We start from the raw sequence: 18,512 nt of genomic DNA on the forward strand, positions 1-18,512 counted from the left end.
TACCACCCGTGGACAGGCAAATACAGCGTCAATCGATGCTAAAACTGTTGTATGGCATGCGCTATGCGCTCACTTTTTAACAATTTCCGCGCAACTGCCATGCATCACGGAACCGGCCGCTGCGGTTTGCCTCCTAGAATGATTCCTTTCCCGTCATCCTCTTTCGGAGCACGTCATGGATTTCATGAAAATCATCACCAAGCAACTGATCGAAATCATCGAATGGACCGATGATTCGCGCGACACGCTGTCGTATCGCTGGCCTGATGAAGACAAGGAAATCAAGAACGGCGCCCAGCTCATCGTGCGTGAGTCGCAGCAGGTGCAGTTCGTCTCCGAAGGCCAGTTCGCAGACCTGTTCAACCCGGGCCGCTATCTGCTGACCACGCAGAACATCCCGATCCTGTCCACGCTGCGCGGCTGGAAGTACGGCTTCAACTCTCCCTTCAAGTGCGATGTCTACTACATCAACACGCGCTTGTTCACGGGCAACAAATGGGGCACCTCCAACCCCATCATGATGCGCGACAAGGACTTTGGCGTGATCCGTCTGCGCGCCTTCGGTACCTATGACTTCCGCATCACCAACGCCGCCCTGTTCCTCAAGGAAGTGGCGGGCACGGACCAGAACTTCCGCATCGACGAGTTTGCCGACACCATGCGCTCGCGCATTGTCAGCATCTTCTCCGAAGCCCTGGCCAAGGCCCAGGTACCGGCACTCGACGTGGCCCAGCGCTACAGCGAGCTGGGCGACGCGCTGCTGCAGCTCATCAACCCGGCCGTCAGCGAGAAATACGGCCTGGAAATCACCAGCTTCCTGCTGGAAAACGTTTCCGTGCCGCCCGAAGTGGAGCAGGCCATCGACAAGCGCTCCAGCATGGGCGCCATCGGCAACCTCAACGACTATGTGAAGTACCAGATGGGCCAGGCCATGGCCAACGGCGGCGAAGGCGCTGCCGCAGCCACCATTCCGGCCACCATGGCCATGGGCTTCGGCATGGCCCAGGAAATGATGAAGGGCATGCAGGGCGGCGGTGCGGCAGGCACGCCAGCCGCTGCAGTGGCAGACCCCTTTTCGCCGGCTGCAGCCCAAGCCGCCCAGACGCCTGCAGCCCCGGCCTCGGCCGGCCTGCAGGTGCTGACTCCCGCCCAGGCGGCCCAGGTGCTGGGCGTGGCCGAAGCCGATGTACTGGCCGAAATCCAGGCCGGCAACCTCAAGGCCCGCCAGATCGGCAGCCAGTGGCGCATCGCCCAGGTTGCGCTGGACGAATTCCTGCGCGGCTGATCCGCAACCCATGGCATCGGGTGCACGTCATGAATGAACACAAACCGGTTTTCATCAGCACCACTCCGGTGCTGGCATCGCTGGACATGGCGCGCACCGTGGCTTTCTACGCCCGCGTGCTGGGCGCCAGAACCGTTCACGCCCAGCCCGGCGAGTACGCCATCGTCTCGCTGAGTGGACTGGAGCTGCATTTCTGGGCCTGCCAGGACCCGGAGATTCCCAGGCAGACCAGCTGCCGTATCCAGGTGGCGGGAATTGCCGCCCTGCATGCGCAGTGTCTGGCCGAGAATGCAGTTCACCCCAACGGCGGTCTGCGCCAGCAGCCTTGGGGCACCCAGGAATTCAGTCTTCTCGACGAGGATGGCAACTGCGTGACCTTCTACGAAACTCATCCAGCCGCTGCTGCCGCCTGACCCCGTTTTTGCCGTGGCCACACCCGCTTCTTCCTCTCGCTCTTCCGGATCTGCATTCACCCCTGTCTCCGAGACTGCGCCCCCCTCCATGGTGGGCAAGCATGTCTGCCCCGAATGCGGCGGCAATCTGGAGTGGAATGCCAAGGCCCAGTCGCTCAAATGCCCATACTGCGGCACCGTCGTTCCCTGGAGCGAGCAGACACAGCCCGAGCTGGGACGCGCCGTGGTGGAGCAGGATCTGGCCGAGGCCTTGCGCAACCCGGCCAGCGGTCGCGGTTGGGGCTCGGACGAGCGCTACGAGGTGCAGTGCCAGAACTGCCGCGCCATCTCGGTGTTTCTCGGCAAGAACGTGGCCCAGCGCTGCGACTTCTGCGGCTCGCCGGCCATCGTCGCCCATGAGGAGCGCAGCGACGCCATCACGCCGCAGAGCATTCTGCCGTTCAAGATCAGCGACGGCCAGATTCGCGACAAGATCCGCCAGTGGTATGGCAGCCGCTGGTTTGCACCCAGCAAGCTCAAGAGCGCCGCGCTGACGGACACGCTGCACGGCGTCTATCTGCCCTATTGGACCTTTGACGCCCATGCCAGCGCACAGTGGTGGGCAGAGGCCGGCTATTACTACTACACCACCGAGTCCTATCGCGACGGCAACGGCAATCTGCAGACCCGCCAGGTCCAGCATGTGCGCTGGGAGCCGGCATCGGGCAGCTTGCAGCATTTCTTCGACGATGAGCTGGTGCCCGGCACCGTGGGCGTGCAGGCCCATCTGCTGCGCCAGGTGGAGCCCTTCCCGACCACCACCGACCTCAAGCCCTACAGCCCGGAGTTCGTGCGAGGCTGGACGGTGGAGCGCTACCAGGTGGACCTCTCCAAGGCTGCCAGGATCAACGAGGAGGACATGGACAACCAGCTGCGCAGCATGTGCTCGCGTGAGGTGCCGGGCGACACGCAGCGCAATCTGCAGGTCCAGCGCCAATACTCGGGGCGCAGCTTCAAGCACACGCTGGTGCCGGTCTGGCTGGTCGGCTACACCTATGGCAGCAAGACCTACCAGATCGTGGCCAATGGCTATACCGGCCAGATTGCGGGCGAGCGGCCTTACAGCTGGGTCAAGATCATGTTTGCCGTACTGGCCGTGATCTTGCTGTTGGTGCTGATTGCACCGCTGTTTGTGCAGCAGTGATCGCCTGCCATACCTGCCAGAGACACCGAGCAAGGACCTGAGCCGGCCGCGCCGCCCCGCAGCGATGGTGCCGCCCCCCTACCGCGTAGCGAGAGAGGGGGAGGCGGTGGGGCCGCCTAGGTGGGGCTATTCAGGGGGTGACTACCAATTTCCCCAGACTTCCTCGGCCAGACCAAACGCCGTGCTCGCTCCCGAGCCGCTGGTCACCGCAACCACGCGTGTCGCGGCATCGGGCGCTTTGACAAAACAAGGGGCTTCGGCACTGGAAGGGTAGATACCCGTCCAGCGCTCCACAACCTGGGCCTTGTCGATATGCAGCGCCTCGTGCATATGGCGCAGCATGAGCTGGTCGACGGCTTCGCTGGCAAAAGGCTGGGGCGCGCTGCCGTAGTGGTGCGAATCGCCCACCACCAGCGAGCCGTCGGCGCTTTGCACGGCAATCAGGTGGATGCCGTGCTTCAGGCTTTGCGCCTCCTCAAGTTCCAGCTGAGCGCGCAGTGCAGCGGCTTCGGGCAGCGCGCTATAGCCCTCGTAGCGCACCAGGCTCAGATCCCCCATGACCGATCCTTCGAGCTTGAAGCCTGCTTGCGGCTGCACGCGCAACATCTGCAACTGGCACAGCTGCACTTTGTGATCAGTCCATTCGCTGGCGAACAGCCCCCCCCTGATCGGCGTTGTTGCAGACCACCACACGTTCGGCATGGTAAGTACCTCGCGAGGTGGTGACGCGCGGGGTTGCCACTTCCGTCACGCTTTCGCTATAGGCGAAATCCACTCCAAGCGTCTGCTGCAGCCACAGGGCCAGTTGCGGGATGGCGGTGCGCGACTCCACGCGCAGCTCATACGGGCTGTAGAGCACGGATTGCAGCCCGTCGGTGCGCAGCGCCGAATGGCGCGCTGCGGCCTGGGCTGGCGTCAGCAGCTCACAATCTGCGCCCATTTCGGTGTGCATAAAGGCTTCAAGCACAGCAGCAGCCGCAGGACGGCGCGCCGTCAGCCACAGTCCGGCATGCACGACATCGATTCCGGCCTTGGGGGCAATCTCGGCCCAGACATCGCGTGAGCGCATGGCGCGCCGCCAATGGGAGCCGGCGCGCTGCCCCGTGATGGTGACAAAGCCAAAGTTGCGAATCGAGGCGCCCAGGCAGGCGCCGTCGCGCTCTATCACCAGCACGGAGCGGCCGCGCGTGGCAGCGGTATAGGCATGCGCCAGGCCGACAATGCCGGCGCCGACGACGATCAGATCGTAGTTTTTCATAGCGTTACAGAAAAAGCAGACAAGCCAAGTCCCTGCCGCAGCGCCAGAGCGATGCAGCGAGAGACGTTCAGGGAATCAAGTGATGTGGAGAAAGTCCTCAGCGCTGGCGCCAGTGCTGGGTACGCCGCTGCAGCCAGGCATCCAGCAGCGCAATCAGCAGGCGACCCGCGGCTGCAGTGGCAAAGATCAGCGTGGCCATGGCGGCGGCGGGAGCAATGTCGCCTGCGTCATCCATGGCCAGCACGGCCACCGAGGCCAGTGTGGTTTCGGGCGAGTACAAGAAGACCACTGCCGACACCGTGGTCATGGCATTCACGAAGAAGTAGCCCGCTACCTGCATCACCGCAGGCAGGCACACGGGCAGATGCACACGCCACAGCAGCGTCCAGAACGGCACGCCCATGGAATCGGCCACGCGCTCGTATTCGGCGTCCAGTTGCTGCAAGGCGGTGAGCTGGGTGATGTGTGCCACCGAGAAGAAATGCGCCACCGAGCACAGCACCAGAATGCCCATGGATCCATACAGAAAGTGCAGCGGATTGCCGCCCGCATTGAAGAACAGGATATAGCCCAGACCCAGCGCCAGCCCTGGCACCGCCATGGGCAGCGTGGCCACCGCGTGCAGCCACTGGCGCGCGCGCACCCAGCCTGTGGGCCTGGCCACCAGATAGGCGCTCAGAAAGCTCAGCAACGCACCGGTCACTGCCGTGGCCGCGGCCATGGTCAGCGAGTTGGCGTAACTGGCCCAGCCGCCGCCGTCCATCATGTCGAACTGGTAGTGCTTGAAGCTCAGGCTCAGGTTGTAGGGCCAGAAGCTGACCAGGGATGCCAGCACGGCCATGCCCATCATCGCCAGCAGCGCCAAAGCCATCAGGCTGCAATACACCAGCAGCGCGCGGTCGAGCACCGCGCAGGGCTGCGGCACCAGAGGCACGGCCCGCACGCTCATGGCAGCGGCCTGCCGGACACGCAAATGGCGCTCGGCAGCAAAGGCCAGGCCCGCAGGCACCAGCAGCAGCATGGCCACCACGGCACCCATGGACAGGTTTTGCTGGCCAATCACCTGCTTGTAGATATCGGTGGCCAGCATCTGCGTGTTGCCACCAATCACCTTGGGCACGCCAAAGTCAGTCACCACCAGAACGAACACCACAAACCAGGCAATCATCAGCCCGTAACGGCTGGCTGGCAGCGTGACCTGACAGAAGCTGCGCCAGCGGCCCGCGCCCAGCGTGGCGGCGGCCTCATACAGGCGCGCATCGCCCGAGGCCAGCGTGGTGCACAGAATCATCAGCGCATGCGGAAACGTCCACAGCACCGAGCCAAGAATGATGCCAAACGGGCCGTAGGCCGTGCCGCCCGCCAACCAGCTCTTGAGCAGACCCTGTGCGCCAAAAAGATAGATCAGGCTGATGGCCAAGAGCAGCGACGGCGCCAGCAGAGGCACCAGGGCGATCGCGCGAAAGAACCTGGCCAGCGGCATGCAGCTGCGCATCACGCCATAGGCATAGCCATAGGCCAGGGCCACACACAAGGTGCTGCTGACGGCCGACAGCCACAGGCTGTTGAACAGTGACTGGCCTACGCCCGGCATTTGCGCGTAGGCGAGGTACTGGGCCAGGCCCGAGAACTTGCCATCGGCCGACACAAAGCTGCGGCCCAGCAGCGCTCCCACGGGCAGTGCAATGGCCACCAGCAGCGCGCCCAGCAGGCCCAGCACCAGCGCGCCCAGCCAGAGCTTTTCCCAATGGAAGAATCGCGTTTTCCGTGGCGCCGCAGGGCTGATGCTGTGTTGCTGGCACGATGCCGCTGCGGGCGCATAGCTCCCCACGGGCAGCGCAGAAGAAGAGGCATCCATGCTCATGCCGCCTTTCGCAGAAGCTCGGGTGCTGCCAGCGACTGCAGCGCAGCAGCCGGCAACTCAACCAGCACCTCGCCCTGCAGCCAGTCGGGCAGACGCGCGTCATGGCGCAGCGGCCATTGCACATCGATCTGGCATTGCAGCGTGGGACTGAACACGCGCACCAGCACCAGCGAGCCCAGGAACGAGGTCTCGACCACCCGCGCCCGGAACAGATTGGGCAGTGCTGCGGGCTGGGCCGGGTGCAGCACCACGCTCTCGGGCCTCACGCCCACCAGCAAGTCATCACCGGCCTCAAAGCCGGCAGTGCAGCATTCAAGCCTCCCCTCGCCCACGCGCACCGCATCGCCCGACTCGGCCACGGCGGGCAGCAAATTCATGCGGCCCACAAAACCGGCCGCAAAGTGGCTGACCGGCTCGGCGTAGAGCTGCTCGGGCGAGCCCTGCTGCTCGATACGCCCCTGGTGCATCAGCACCACGCGGTCTGCCATGGAGAGCGCCTCTTCCTGGTCGTGCGTGACCATCACGCAGGCAATGCCCAGTTGACGCTGCAACTGGCGGATTTCACTGCGCAGCTCGGTGCGCACCTGGGCATCCAGTGCGGACAGCGGCTCGTCCAGCAACAGCAGACGCGGGCTCGGCGCCAGTGCGCGGGCCAGCGCAATGCGCTGCTGCTGGCCGCCCGACAATTGCGCCGGGTAGCGCTGCGCCTGCGCGCCCAGGCCTACCAGAGCCAGCATCTCCTGCACCCGGGCCTGCACCTGCGCCACGGGTTGGCCCTTGAGGCCGAAAGCCACGTTCTGGGCCGCCGTCAGGTTCGGAAACAGTGCGTAGCTCTGGAACACCACGCCAAAGCCCCGGCGCGCGGCGGGCCAGCGTGTGATGTCCTCGCCCTGAAACACAATGCAGCCCGCATCGGCCTGCTCGATGCCGCACAGAATACGCAGCAGCGTCGTCTTGCCGCAGCCCGATGGGCCCAGCAGGCTGACGAACTCGCCCCCCTCCACCAACAGGTCAATGTCGCGCAGCACCGGCGTTTCCTTGTACTGCTTGGCAATATGGTCTATGCGCAGCATCTGCAATCACTTTCAACGTGCAAAAAATTTCAGAGACCTGCTGCGTAGAACTGGCGCTGACCCAGCTCAGAACTGCCGAGCAAGGGCCGCCCCGCAGCGAGGGCAGTGTCCCCCTCCAGCGCGCAGCGCCAGAGAGGGGGAAGGCGCGGCGCCGCCAAGGCGAAGCGCCTCAGGGGGTGTTACTTCTTCTCCGCCTTGGCTTCATAGCGGCGGCTCCATTCGGAAAGAATCCGATCGCGATTGGCCGCTGCCCAGTTGAAGTCGTTTCTGGCCAGGCGCTTTTCCAGATCGGCCGGAATGAACTCGTGCTTTTCCTGGGCCTCAGGCAATGCTAGGACGGCGAAGTTGGCGGCGTAGAGCTTGTTGGCATCGGGCGTCACCGCCCAGTCGGCCAGGACCTTGGCGGCCTCCTGCTTTTTGCTGGTCTTCAGAATGGCCGTGGCTTCCACATCCCAGCCCAGGCCTTCCCGGGGGAAGACGATGTCGATGGGCGCGCCATCCTTCTTGGTCTTGTTGGCGCGGTATTCAAAGCTCAGGCCCACGGGAAACTCGCCCGCGCCGGCCTGGCGGCAGGGCTTGGAGCCACTGTGCGTGTAGACGCCGATGTTCTGGTGCAGCGCATCCATATAGGCCCAGCCCTTGTCCTCGCCCATCATCTGCAGCCAGGCGGCCACCATCAGATAGCCCGTGCCGCTGGACGCCGGGTGGGGCATGGTGATCGCGCCCTTGAACTCGGGCCTGGTCAGGTCGGCCCAGCTCGCAGGCGTGGGCAGCTTGCGCTTGTGGCCTTCCACGGTGTTGAAGCAGACGGCCGACGACCACAGATCCATGCCCACCCAGCTCGGCGTGGCTGCTGCATCGCGCATGCTGGAGCGCACCCTGGCCAGGTTCCTGGGCGCATAGGGCCGCAGCATGCCTTGCTTGTCCAGCAGCATCAGCGAAGTGGCGGCCACGCCCCAGATCACATCGGCCTGGGGATTGGCTTTTTCGGCCAGCAGGCGGGCGGTGATGATGCCTGTGCTGTCACGCACGAACTTCAGCTCGATCTCGGGGTGGGCTTTTTCAAAAGCCGCTTTATAGGCCTTGATCTGGTCGGCCTCCAGGGCCGAATACACCAGCAGATCGGTCCTGGCCTGGGCGGCGGAAGCCAGGCCCAACAAGGCCGTGGCAACCGTGGCAAAAGCGCTCAAGGTGAAGCGGCGAGTGGCGGGTGCAAAAGCGTGACGCATGGATAACAGTCCCTTGGATTGATCTTTGCCGCCTGACCAACGCGGTCATTTGCGACATGAGGGAACTGTAGAAACTCACTATGAAACGCTGGTGTCACAGAACTGAAATCTGCCAAGGATGTCATCAGCAAACTTTGTAGTCAGCGCACCGCACCAGTGTTCGCCACCGAAATGCTATTGATTCAAAAGCATATTTCGCTTTATCTGTCTCATATTTATATATAAAACCATCCAAATACAAACACATATAAGCGTAAGAAGCTATTGAAATCAAAGCAATCCATCTGCATTGCCGGCTGCAGCGTTCATGTTGAAATCCGGGGACCGCTTTCTTGAAGACTTGGTCATGTTTGCCACACAGCTCAAATCCTTTTTCTGGGTCGCCCGTCTCGGAAGCATCACGCAAGCTGCGCGCCAGCTGGGGCTGAGCCAGCCCACGGTCACGGCGCAGATCAAGGCCTTGGAGGAGCAATATGAGGTCGAGCTGTTCACGCGCCAGAGCGGAAGGCTGGCCATCACCGATGCGGGCCTGAAGCTGCTGCCCGGGATAGAGAAGCTGCTGCTGCAGTCGGCCCAGATCGAATCGGCGCTGCGCCAGTCGGGCCATGTCAACCAGGGCCAGCTGCGCATAGGCGCCACCGCACCCTACTATGTACTGGACATTGTCAAGCGCTATCAGCAGCAATACGCACTGGTGGAGGTCAGCATCGTCAATGGCAATTCGCGCCAGATGATTCAGGCGCTGGCCGAGTACCAGGTGGATCTGGCAACCTCATCGCATCTGGACACCGACCCGCGCCTGCTGCGCCTGGAGCTGGGGCGCGACCCGCTGGCCCTGGTCGTGCACCGGCAGCATGCGCTGGCCGGGCAGAAGTCCGTCGATATCAGGGATCTGGCGAAGAACACGCTGATCCTGCGCGAGCGCGGCTCCATGACCCGGCAGATGACCGAGCAGATGCTGGAAGCCGCCCAGGTCAGCCCACAGCGGATTCTGGAAATTGCCAGCCGCGAATCCATACGCGAAGCCGTGATCCGCCAGATGGGCATCAGCATTTTTGCGCGGCACGAAGCATCGGCCCACCCGGACCTCGTCGTGCTTGATCTGAAAGGCGAGGTGCCCTGTCTGCCCGAATACCTGTACTGCCTGCGCGAGCGATGCGATGCGCAACTGATCCAGCCGTTTCTGCAGATGGCCGAATCAAGAAAGCGCTAGTCGAACAGTTCGGCCCGCTTGAATGCGGGCTGATTCCTGTCCTTTTCGGACAAGGAAAAAGCGATATCGAGCTGGGGCCACTCGATGCCAATGTCGGGGTCGTTCCAGGCTATGCCACGCTCGGCACTGCGATCGTAGTAGCCTGTGGTCTTATACAGATATTCTGCCGAATCGCTAAGAGTCACAAACCCATGCGCAAACCCCGGAGGGATCCACATCTGCAAATGATTTTCTTCTGTCAACAACTGACCAACCCATTGGCCAAAAGTTTTTGAGCTTTTCCGGATATCTACAGCGACATCCCAGACTGAACCTCGTACGACCCGCACCAGCTTTCCTTGGGAGGATGAAGGCATTTGATAATGCAGGCCCCTCAAGACTCCCCGAAGGCTCCGGCTGTGGTTGTCTTGCACAAAATCAACTTGGGAGCCTGTTTCGGCCTCGAACTCCCGTTGACTGAAGCTTTCGAAAAAAAATCCGCGATCATCAAGAAACAATCGAGGCTCAATGAGCATGAGTCCAGAAAGCTTCAGTTCAGTTACTTTCATAGGACACTATTCAAGCAGTGCATCAAATATTTCCCATATCCATTCTTTAAAAGTGGCTGCGCCAGTTTTTCCATTTGCAGAGCATCAATCCAGCCCGAGCGAAAAGCTATTTCCTCAGGGCAAGAAACCTTCAGGCCCTGCCTTTGTTCCAGGGTTGCAATAAACTGGCCTGCCTCGAGCAAACTATCATGCGTACCGGTATCCAGCCACGCATAACCACGGCGCATCACTTGCACATTCAAGGCGCCATCCGCCAGATAAATCTTGTTCAGATCCGTGATTTCCAGTTCACCTCTTGGCGATGGCTTGACAGACTTGGCAAGCTCCACCACACGGGCATCGTAAAAGTAGAGCCCTGTGACGGCATAGTTGGACTTCGCAACCACAGGCTTTTCTTCCAGAGAGAGCACCTGTCCCTTGGCATCGAATTCAGCAACGCCATAACGCTCAGGATCTTGCACGTGATAAGCAAATACCGTCGCACCGTGCTCCTTGGCGTCCGCATCCTTTAACAGGCGCGGGAAATCATGACCATAAAAAATATTGTCACCCAGCACCAGGGCACTGGGAGCGCCGTCGAGGAATTTCTCGCCAATCAGGAAGGCCTGGGCCAGGCCATCCGGGCTGGGCTGCACCTCATACTGAAGGTTCAGGCCCCACTGGCTGCCATCGCCCAGCAACTGCTCGAAGCGCGGCGTATCCTGCGGCGTGCTGATGATCAGAATGTCCCGGATGCCCGCCAGCATCAGCGTGCTCAGCGGATAGTAGATCATGGGCTTGTCGTAGATCGGCAGCAGCTGCTTGCTGATGGCCAGCGTGGCGGGGTGCAAACGAGTACCGGAGCCGCCAGCCAGAATGATGCCTTTGCGCTTTGTCGTCATGATGAATCAATAAAAAGCTTCCAGCGCTTTACCGATAAGCGTTTGAAGCGAGGTTTTGAAAATTAGAGAATCTCGCGCAGCATGCGCTCCACGCCATGCTGCCATGCAGGCAGATGCAGTTGCATGGCCGCTTGCAGCTTTTGTGTATCCAGACGCGAGTTCAAGGGTCGCACGGCCGGTGTCGGGAAGGCCGTGGTCGGCACAACGGCAATGCTTTGCACCTTCCAGTCCTGATCGGGGCGCAGGCTTTGGGCGCGCTCGATCACATGGCTGGCATAGGCATGCCAGTTGGTCTCTCCTGACGCAACCAGATGGTAGAGACCGCCATCGCCTTCATGAGCGCTCATATGGCGCACGGCATGGGCCGTGACATCGGCGATCAGATCGGCGCCGGTCGGCGCGCCCCATTGATCGTTGATCACGCTGAGCGCTTCCCGCTCCTGCGCCAGACGCAACATGGTCTTGGCAAAATTGCCACCACGCGCCGCATAGACCCAGCTGGTGCGAAAAATCAGATGACGGCAGTTTGTGGCCGCTATCCGCTGCTCGCCTTCAAGTTTGGTGCGGCCATAGACCGATAGCGGCCCCGTCGCATCGCCCTCCTTGCGTGCCACACTGCCGGAGCCGTCGAAGACATAGTCGGTGCTGTAGTGCACCAGCAGGGCGCCCAGGCTTTTGGCTTCGAGCGCCATGACTTCGGGCGCCTCCGCGTTCAGGCGCCAAGCCAGATCCGGCTCGCCCTCGGCCTTGTCCACCGCCGTATGCGCTGCGGCATTGACGATCACATCCGGGCGCACGCTGCGAATGGTCTGCGCCAGCGTCTGCAGATCGCCGACATCGCCGCACAGGCTGTTTCCATCCACATTCACGCTCTGGCGATCCAGCGCAATCACCTCGCCCAAAGGCGCGAGACTGCGCTGCAGCTCCCAGCCGACCTGACCGTTCTTGCCCAGCAGCAGCAGCTTCATGCCGAAGCCTCGTCGGTGTACTGCTTCTGCACCCAGTCGCGGTAGGCGCCGGACTGCACATGGGCCACCCACTCGGGGTTGGCCAGATACCACTGCACGGTCTTGCGAATGCCGGTCTCGAAGGTCTCGGCAGGCTTCCAGCCCAGCTCGCGTTCCAGCTTGCGTGCATCGATCGCATAGCGGCGATCATGGCCGGGACGGTCGGTCACATAGGTGATCTGCTCGGCATAGGTCTTGCCGTCGGCGCGCGGGCGCAACTCGTCGAGCAAGCTGCACACGGTCTTGACGATATCGATATTGGCCTTCTCGTTCCAGCCGCCCACGTTATAGGTCTCGCCCAACTGGCCAGCCTCGAGAACACGGCGGATGGCGCTGCAATGGTCGCGCACATAGAGCCAGTCACGCACCTGCATGCCGTCGCCGTAGATGGGCAGCGGCTTGCCCGCCAGCGCATTGACAATGACCAGCGGGATCAGCTTTTCCGGGAAATGCAGCGGGCCGTAGTTGTTGCTGCAATTGGTCGTCAGCACCGGCAAGCCGTAGGTGTGATGCCAGGCCCGCACCAGATGGTCGCTGGCTGCCTTGCTGGCCGAGTACGGGCTGTTGGGCTCGTAATTGTGCTCTTCGGTAAACGCTGGATCGGTCGGCGCCAGCGTGCCATAGACCTCGTCGGTAGAGACATGCAAAAAGCGGAAGCCGGACTTGGCCTCGCCTTGCAGACCATGCCAATAGGCGCGTACCGCTTCCAGCAGGCGGAAAGTGCCCACCACATTGGTCTGGATGAAATCCTCGGAACCATGAATGGAGCGATCCACATGCGACTCGGCCGCAAAGTTCACCACGGCGCGAGGCTGGTGCTGCGCCAGCAATTGCGGAAGCTTGGCGCTGTCGCCGATATCGGCCTGCACAAACACATGGCGGGCATCGCCGTTCAGGCTGGCCAGATTCTCGAGATTTCCCGCATAGGTCAGCTTGTCGATATTGACCACGGGCTCATCCACATGTGCCAGCCAGTCGAGAACAAAGTTGGCGCCGATAAAGCCTGCACCGCCGGTTACAAAAATCATGGAAACAGCCTCAAATCAAAATTCGAATCATTGCAGGTCGCAATGCACTCAAGCCCAGCGCTTATCAGCCATCACCAGCAAGCCATCAAAGATCAGGTTGTTGATCAGCTCAAAAGGTCGGGTCATGCTGGGAGACATTTTCCAGCCGGCACCGCCCGCCATGATGCACATGGGCTCTGCGCCGCAGTGTTCTGCCAGATGCTGGTACATGCGCTCCACGGCACCTGCAATCGCATAAGTGCCGCCGCTGGTCAGCGCATCGCTGGTGTTCTTGGGAAAGCATCGGACTTCACCGGTAGGCACATGCAGGCCCGCAGTACCACCTTCCAGGGCCCTGAGCATGATGCCATGCCCTGGAATGATCAGGCCGCCCAGAAAATGGCCTTGCGCGTCCATGGCATCGACCGTCACTGCGGTGCCCACCATAACCGTGATCAAGGGCTTGGCCTCTCCCAATTGCAACATGTGGTGACGCGCACCAATCATGGCCACCCAGCGATCCGCCCCCAGCCTGGAGGGATGGTCGTAGCCATTGGTCACGCCGGCTTCTGCAACGGAAGGAACGACCCACTGAGGCTCGAAATTCCAGCCCAGCATGAGCTCGATCTGCTCGTGCACCCTGCGCCTTGCCGTCTCGCCGGCAACCACGCAACCCAGCATGCGCTCGGGAGCCGGCAGCCCCGCCCAGGCACCTTCTGCCAGGCGCTCTATATGCTCCAGGAACTCCGCTCCATGGGCCAGCAAGGCAGCACCCGGGCGATGATCTTCATACATGGCCCACTTCAAACGGGTGTTGCCAATGTCTATGGCCAAAAATGTCATGCGGCGGATTATCAGCACTTTTCTCTTCGTCAGACAGCCGTTTGTCACATTCATTACAAGCGGGCAGGAAATTGTCAAAGAAAGCGCTCAGTCCATATCCTGCAAGGATTCATTTCGATTTCCCGTTAAAGTGAACCGCCTTCTTCCACTAATTTTGAGGAGTCGAAACCATGGGTCTGTTCAGTTTCATCAAGGAAGCCGGAGAAAAACTGTTTGGCGGCAGTGACGCACATGCTGCTGCACCGGCCGAAGACTTGAATGCCAAGGCGGCTCAAGCGATCGCCAGCTATATCAACACCCAGAATCTTGGCGTATCCGACCTGCAGGTTCAGTTCGATGGCTCTCAAGGCAAGGTGACGGTCAACGGGACCGCCCCCACTCAGGCCATCAAGGAAAAAGTGACGCTGTGCTGCGGCAATGTGGCCAATGTCCAATCCGTGGACAACCTGATGACGGTGACCAACCCCGAGCCGGAAGCCCAGTACCACGATGTGGTGCGCGGCGACACTCTGTCGGCCATCTCCAAGAAGTACTATGGCGACGCCAACAAGTACAACGTGATTTTTGAAGCCAACAAGCCCATGCTCAGCAACCCGGACAGGATCTATCCCGGCCAGAAGCTGCGTATCCCGACGCTGTAAAGAAGGCCCCGCAAATACTGTTACGCACAAAAGCGCTCGAAGGAGCGCTTTTTCCATTCCTGGCGAAGCTAGACTGCGGCTTATGAAAACTCTGCTCACAGGCGGCGCCGGCTATATCGGCAGTCATACCGCCATTGAACTGCTAGGCCAAGGCCATGAAGTCGTTATTTTCGACAACTTCAGCAACAGCCATCCTGAAGCCATCCGCCGCGTGGAGCAAATCACTGGACGCACCATTGCCGTGATCAATGGCGATGTACGCGATCAGGCGGCGCTCGAGCAGGCATTGCGGGAGCATGGCATTGACAGCGTTGTGCACTTTGCCGGCAAAAAGGCCGTGGGCGAATCCGTTAGCCAGCCGGTGGACTACTACGACAACAACGTGAACGGCACCCTGGTGCTGCTGCGCGCCATGAAAAAGCACGGTGTGCGTAATCTGGTGTTCAGCTCTTCGGCGACAGTCTATGGATCGCCGCAATACTTGCCACTCAATGAAGTGCATCCCACTTCGGCCACCAATCCTTATGGCCGCAGCAAACTGATGGTGGAAGAGATTCTGTCTGACCTCTACCACTCCGATTGCCAATGGTCGCTGGCCGTGCTGCGCTACTTCAATCCGATTGGCGCCCATGCCAGCGGCCTGATTGGTGAAGACCCCTCAGACATTCCCAATAACCTGCTGCCTTTTGTGGCACAGGTCGCCGTGGGCCGCCGTGAAAAACTGCAGATCTTCGGTGGTGACTACGACACTGTGGATGGCACAGGTGTGCGTGACTACATTCATGTCGTGGACCTGGCTCGAGGTCACGTCAAGGCGCTCGAAAAGCTGGCCGGCCTGGCCAAGCCAGAGCTGCTAACCATCAACCTGGGTACAGGCAATGGTTACAGCGTGCTCGAAGTGCTGCATGCCTTCGAAAAAGCCTGCGGCAAGACCCTGCCTTATGCGATCACAGACCGGCGCCCCGGAGATGTGGCCAGTTGCTATGCAGACCCCGATCACGCCCTCAAAACCCTGGGCTGGCAAGCCGAGCATGATCTGGACACCATGTGCGCCGACACCTGGCGCTGGCAAAGCCAGAACCCCAACGGCTACCGGCCGGACTAGAGGCAGCGGCCCAAGCCCTGCACCTTACTGATGCCAGGGCAGGCCGCGCTTGCGCCAGCCTCCAAGCCGGCCGCGCTGACCGCTGGCATCCACATCGCCTTCGAAACCCTCAAGAATGTTGTAGGCCTCGATCCCCAGACCGGCTGCGCGCTGGGCCGCGGCCACTGAGCGCACTCCGCTGCGGCACAGCAGCACCACTTTCCGGCCCTCGGGGACTGCAGCTCGCAGCTCGGCATCAAAGTTCGGGTTGGCGGCCATGCCTGGCCATTGTTTCCAGGCCACGGCGACAGCGCCCGGCACCTTGCCCACCCACTCACGCTCGGCATCGGTGCGCACATCGACCAGAACCGCCTCGCCAGCCTGCAGCCATTGCCAGGCCAGCTCTGGCGGCACATCGCCCGCATAGCCGGCAGCGGGCTGAATAGGGGTCGTATTGCTCATCTCGTTTCCTGTCTTGGTCATCGCCGCTATTCCCACACGGGCAGAGGCCTGTCTCTCAATGCTCTGCGCAACTGCTTCCAGTCGGGCAGAACCTGTGCCACCACCGCCCAGAATTGTGGGCTGTGGTCCATGTGGTGCAGATGCGCGAGTTCATGCACCACCACATAGTCGATGATTTGCGGGCTGTGCTGCATCAGCCGCCAGTTCAGGCGAATGATCCCGCTGCTGTTGGCGCTGCCCCAGCGTGTGCTGGCACTTGTCAGGCGCAGCGCATTCCAGCGCACGTCCATGGTGGCCGCATGGTGCAGCATGCGAGCCGTGAAATAGCTACGAGCCTCGCGCAGTATCCAGGCCTGAACGGCTGCGCGCACCTGAGCCGCCGGAGCCTGCGCTGGCAAAGGCAGATGCAGGCTTTGCGAACCATCGGCCCCCTGCTCTCGATGCGTCTGGTGAGTCGCCAGCAGAGATGATGCACCTCCTGTCAGCCGCAAGCTCATGGGCTGCCCCAGATAGTCCAGCACGCCCCCGTCCTGCCAGAGAATGCGTGCCTCCTGCTTGATCTGCTGTCGCTGGCCGGCCTCCTGCAGCTTGCGCACAATCCAGCCTGCCTTGGTCTGCAGCGCTGATTCGATCTCGGGCATGGCCACCCATTGCGGAGCGGTGACCTCAAGCCCTTGCTGGCCTACGCTGAAGCCAATGCTGCGGCGCGCCGAACGGCGCAGCAGATAAGCCACGTCACTTCCTTGCAGACGGGCACTGTGGCTGGCCGCCGGATGCGCCAGGAATGTGGCGGGCTCATTCTTTTCCAGATCGATGGCTTCCACCGGAACACTGGCAGGCGCTAAAAGCTGAATCTTCTCCAATTCCAGCTCGGCTTGCTCCGAGCGCTGTGCAGTGGCCTCAGTGCCGGAGGGGCGGCGCTTGCGCGGCATCAGCCCGCCCCGCCCGTCCCCCACCACAGGCGGCACCAGCCATTGCCAAGCTTGCTGCAAGCTATCGCCTGAGGACATGGGCAGTTTTGCTTTATTTACGATAAGCCTCAGGGTCCAGGCGCTGCATTTCGGACTCTATCCAGGCCTCGACTTCGGCCATCAGTTCATCATGCTTGCGACCCGCTGAAGCAATGGGCTTGCCGATGGACACATCCACCACGCCAGGCTTTTTGATGAATGCCTTGCGCGGCCAGCACTTGGCCGAGGTAACGGCAATCGGCACCACGGGCGCGCCCGTCATGATGGCCAGACGGGCGGCGCCGGTCTTGTACTCTCCCACTTCTCCGCGATTGACACGTGTGCCTTCGGGAAACATGATGACCCAGATGCCTTGATCGAGCAGGCGCTTGCCCTGCTCCACCACCTTGTGAAAGGCGCGCGAACGCTGGGCCCGGTCGATGTGAATCATGTCCAGTGCACCGATGGACCAGCCAAAGAACGGCACCTTCAGCAGCTCCTTCTTGAACACATAGGCCAGCGGACGCGGCATGATGGCAGGCATCAGAAAAGTCTCGTAGGTAGACTGGTGCTTGACCAGCAGCACCACCCCTTGCTTGGGATCGGCAGGCAGGTTTTCCATACCCTGCACCTGATACCGCACCCCCATGATCACACGGGCGCTGTCCACCGAGAGTTTGAGCCAAGCGCGGGCAGCGCTGTAAGCCTTGGTCGACGAGCCGCTGGTCCACTTGGCCAGCAGCACCGCGAAAGTGTAGGGAATAACGGTAATGGCCATCCACAGCATGTGGAGGACAGAGCGAATCAGGGACATGACAGCAATCGAAGAACGTGAGCGCAGACCTGAAGCCTGGCCCATTGATTTGGCACGGTTATCGACAAGAAACATAGCAGCTTACGCTGCTCTTTCAAGCAGTTGAATCTATTTTGACCTGAAACCAGAACTCAATGTGGGGCAGGCGCCGAATCCAGGGGCTGAGCATCTTCACCCCCCCCAAGCGGCAGCAGCCTATTCACCACGGCCTCCAGGTCGGGATAGCGCTCGCTGCCTTCGGGAAGATCGGCATCGCTGCTGCACTCGGGCCTGGCAGTGGACTCCACAAACACCAGATGGGCACCCAGAGCCTGGCCCGCCTGCAAATGCTCGACACCGCTACCAATGGCCCAGATCTCATGGCCTTCCGCACCGTAGCGATCGGCAATCTGTTCGAACAGCGCTACGCCGGGTTTGCGGCACTGGCAGTCTTCATCGGGAGCATGGGGGCAAAAAAACACGGCTTCCACGCGCGCGCCGACAGCGGCCATCTCCCGGTGCATCTTGGCATGCACGGCATTGAGCTCGATCACATCGAACAGTCCGCGGCCCAGTCCCGGCTGATTGGTGGCAACCACCACATGCCAGCCGGCACGGTTCAGACGCGAAACCGCCTCCAGTGCACTGGGGACTGCAACCCATTCATCGGGCCGTCCAATGAAGCCTTGGGCACCCCATTGGTTCAGGGTGCCATCACGGTCAAGAATTGCGATCTTCATGGGATATGACGGTAGTCGATGACAGAAAAAAGCCCGCT

At 61.3% G+C, this 18,512-nt stretch carries 18 protein-coding genes and 1 pseudogene; 6 read left to right on the forward strand and 13 right to left on the reverse strand.

Annotated elements, in window-relative coordinates; genetic code table 11:
* The first annotated feature begins 175 nt into the window (after positions 1-175).
* The 3 genes from O987_RS24200 to O987_RS24210 all read left to right on the forward strand — a co-directional run bounded on the left by O987_RS24200 (position 176) and on the right by O987_RS24210 (position 2,881).
* Positions 176-1,285, forward strand: a complete 1,110-nt coding sequence (locus O987_RS24200; protein ID WP_043375273.1) for an SPFH and helix-turn-helix domain-containing protein — start codon at positions 176-178, stop codon at positions 1,283-1,285.
* A 29-nt stretch (positions 1,286-1,314) separates the two neighbouring features.
* Positions 1,315-1,698 carry a bleomycin resistance protein gene (locus O987_RS24205; protein ID WP_043375275.1) on the forward strand — a complete coding sequence of 128 codons (384 nt, stop codon included), beginning with the start codon at positions 1,315-1,317 and terminating at the stop codon, positions 1,696-1,698.
* An 88-nt stretch (positions 1,699-1,786) separates the two neighbouring features.
* Complete coding sequence (locus tag O987_RS24210; RefSeq protein WP_043375278.1) at positions 1,787-2,881, forward strand: TFIIB-type zinc ribbon-containing protein; 1,095 nt, start codon at positions 1,787-1,789, stop codon at positions 2,879-2,881.
* A gap of 141 nt (positions 2,882-3,022) precedes the next feature.
* On the opposite strand, the pseudogene O987_RS24215 reads toward O987_RS24210, so the two are convergent.
* The 4 genes and pseudogenes from O987_RS24215 to O987_RS24230 form a co-directional block, all read right to left on the reverse strand.
* Positions 3,023-4,139 (reverse strand): annotated as a pseudogene (locus O987_RS24215) (TIGR03364 family FAD-dependent oxidoreductase).
* 97 nt (positions 4,140-4,236) lie between these two features.
* Positions 4,237-5,997: a putative 2-aminoethylphosphonate ABC transporter permease subunit gene (locus tag O987_RS24220; RefSeq protein ID WP_043376951.1), complete on the reverse strand. Its 1,761-nt coding sequence runs from the start codon at positions 5,995-5,997 to the stop codon at positions 4,237-4,239.
* Between the two features lie 2 nt (positions 5,998-5,999).
* Positions 6,000-7,076: an ABC transporter ATP-binding protein gene (locus tag O987_RS24225; RefSeq protein ID WP_043375281.1), complete on the reverse strand. Its 1,077-nt coding sequence runs from the start codon at positions 7,074-7,076 to the stop codon at positions 6,000-6,002.
* 179 nt (positions 7,077-7,255) lie between these two features.
* Complete coding sequence (locus O987_RS24230; RefSeq protein WP_043375283.1) at positions 7,256-8,305, reverse strand: putative 2-aminoethylphosphonate ABC transporter substrate-binding protein; 1,050 nt, start codon at positions 8,303-8,305, stop codon at positions 7,256-7,258.
* A gap of 346 nt (positions 8,306-8,651) precedes the next feature.
* Between O987_RS24230 and O987_RS24235 the strand changes: the two genes are divergently transcribed.
* On the forward strand, positions 8,652-9,518 hold the full coding sequence (locus O987_RS24235) for a LysR substrate-binding domain-containing protein (RefSeq protein WP_043375286.1): 867 nt from the start codon (positions 8,652-8,654) through the stop codon (positions 9,516-9,518).
* On the opposite strand, the gene rfbC is transcribed toward O987_RS24235, so the two are convergent.
* From rfbC to O987_RS24260, 5 genes are all read right to left on the reverse strand, one after another.
* Entirely contained in the window at positions 9,515-10,066 is a 552-nt protein-coding gene (gene rfbC, locus O987_RS24240) for a dTDP-4-dehydrorhamnose 3,5-epimerase (protein ID WP_043375288.1), read from the reverse strand. The genes O987_RS24235 and rfbC overlap by 4 nt on opposite strands.
* Positions 10,063-10,947 carry a glucose-1-phosphate thymidylyltransferase RfbA gene (gene rfbA, locus O987_RS24245; protein ID WP_043375291.1) on the reverse strand — a complete coding sequence of 295 codons (885 nt, stop codon included), beginning with the start codon at positions 10,945-10,947 and terminating at the stop codon, positions 10,063-10,065. The genes rfbC and rfbA overlap by 4 nt, the downstream gene beginning before the upstream one ends.
* A gap of 62 nt (positions 10,948-11,009) precedes the next feature.
* Positions 11,010-11,915 (reverse strand): dTDP-4-dehydrorhamnose reductase, encoded by a 906-nt coding sequence (gene rfbD, locus O987_RS24250; protein ID WP_043375293.1) that lies wholly within the window; start codon positions 11,913-11,915, stop codon positions 11,010-11,012.
* On the reverse strand, positions 11,912-12,982 hold the full coding sequence (gene rfbB, locus O987_RS24255; RefSeq protein WP_043375296.1) for a dTDP-glucose 4,6-dehydratase: 1,071 nt from the start codon (positions 12,980-12,982) through the stop codon (positions 11,912-11,914). The genes rfbD and rfbB overlap by 4 nt, the downstream gene beginning before the upstream one ends.
* 48 nt (positions 12,983-13,030) lie before the next feature.
* A complete protein-coding gene (locus O987_RS24260; protein WP_034400350.1) occupies positions 13,031-13,804 on the reverse strand; it encodes a type III pantothenate kinase in 774 nt (257 codons plus the stop codon).
* A 170-nt stretch (positions 13,805-13,974) separates the two neighbouring features.
* Between O987_RS24260 and lysM the strand changes: the two genes are divergently transcribed.
* Together lysM and galE are read left to right on the forward strand one after the other, a co-directional pair.
* The gene (gene lysM, locus O987_RS24265) at positions 13,975-14,445 is read left to right on the forward strand and encodes a peptidoglycan-binding protein LysM (RefSeq protein ID WP_043006841.1); all 471 of its coding nucleotides are present in this window, start codon (positions 13,975-13,977) and stop codon (positions 14,443-14,445) included.
* An 82-nt stretch (positions 14,446-14,527) separates the two neighbouring features.
* Entirely contained in the window at positions 14,528-15,550 is a 1,023-nt protein-coding gene (gene galE / locus O987_RS24270) for a UDP-glucose 4-epimerase GalE (protein WP_043375299.1), read from the forward strand.
* A 24-nt stretch (positions 15,551-15,574) separates the two neighbouring features.
* On the opposite strand, the gene O987_RS24275 is transcribed toward galE, so the two are convergent.
* The 4 genes from O987_RS24275 to O987_RS24290 form a co-directional block, all read right to left on the reverse strand.
* On the reverse strand, positions 15,575-15,991 hold the full coding sequence (locus O987_RS24275) for a rhodanese-like domain-containing protein (protein ID WP_003050996.1): 417 nt from the start codon (positions 15,989-15,991) through the stop codon (positions 15,575-15,577).
* A 26-nt stretch (positions 15,992-16,017) separates the two neighbouring features.
* Positions 16,018-17,001 carry a M48 family metallopeptidase gene (locus tag O987_RS24280; protein WP_043375300.1) on the reverse strand — a complete coding sequence of 328 codons (984 nt, stop codon included), beginning with the start codon at positions 16,999-17,001 and terminating at the stop codon, positions 16,018-16,020.
* A 13-nt stretch (positions 17,002-17,014) separates the two neighbouring features.
* Entirely contained in the window at positions 17,015-17,755 is a 741-nt protein-coding gene (locus O987_RS24285; protein WP_003050992.1) for a lysophospholipid acyltransferase family protein, read from the reverse strand.
* Between the two features lie 131 nt (positions 17,756-17,886).
* Positions 17,887-18,474 (reverse strand): D-glycero-alpha-D-manno-heptose-1,7-bisphosphate 7-phosphatase, encoded by a 588-nt coding sequence (locus O987_RS24290; RefSeq protein ID WP_043375303.1) that lies wholly within the window; start codon positions 18,472-18,474, stop codon positions 17,887-17,889.
* Positions 18,475-18,512 lie beyond the last annotated feature (38 nt).

The sequence above is a fragment of the Comamonas testosteroni TK102 genome, from assembly GCF_000739375.1.
GTDB lineage: Bacteria > Pseudomonadota > Gammaproteobacteria > Burkholderiales > Burkholderiaceae_C > Comamonas > Comamonas brasiliensis.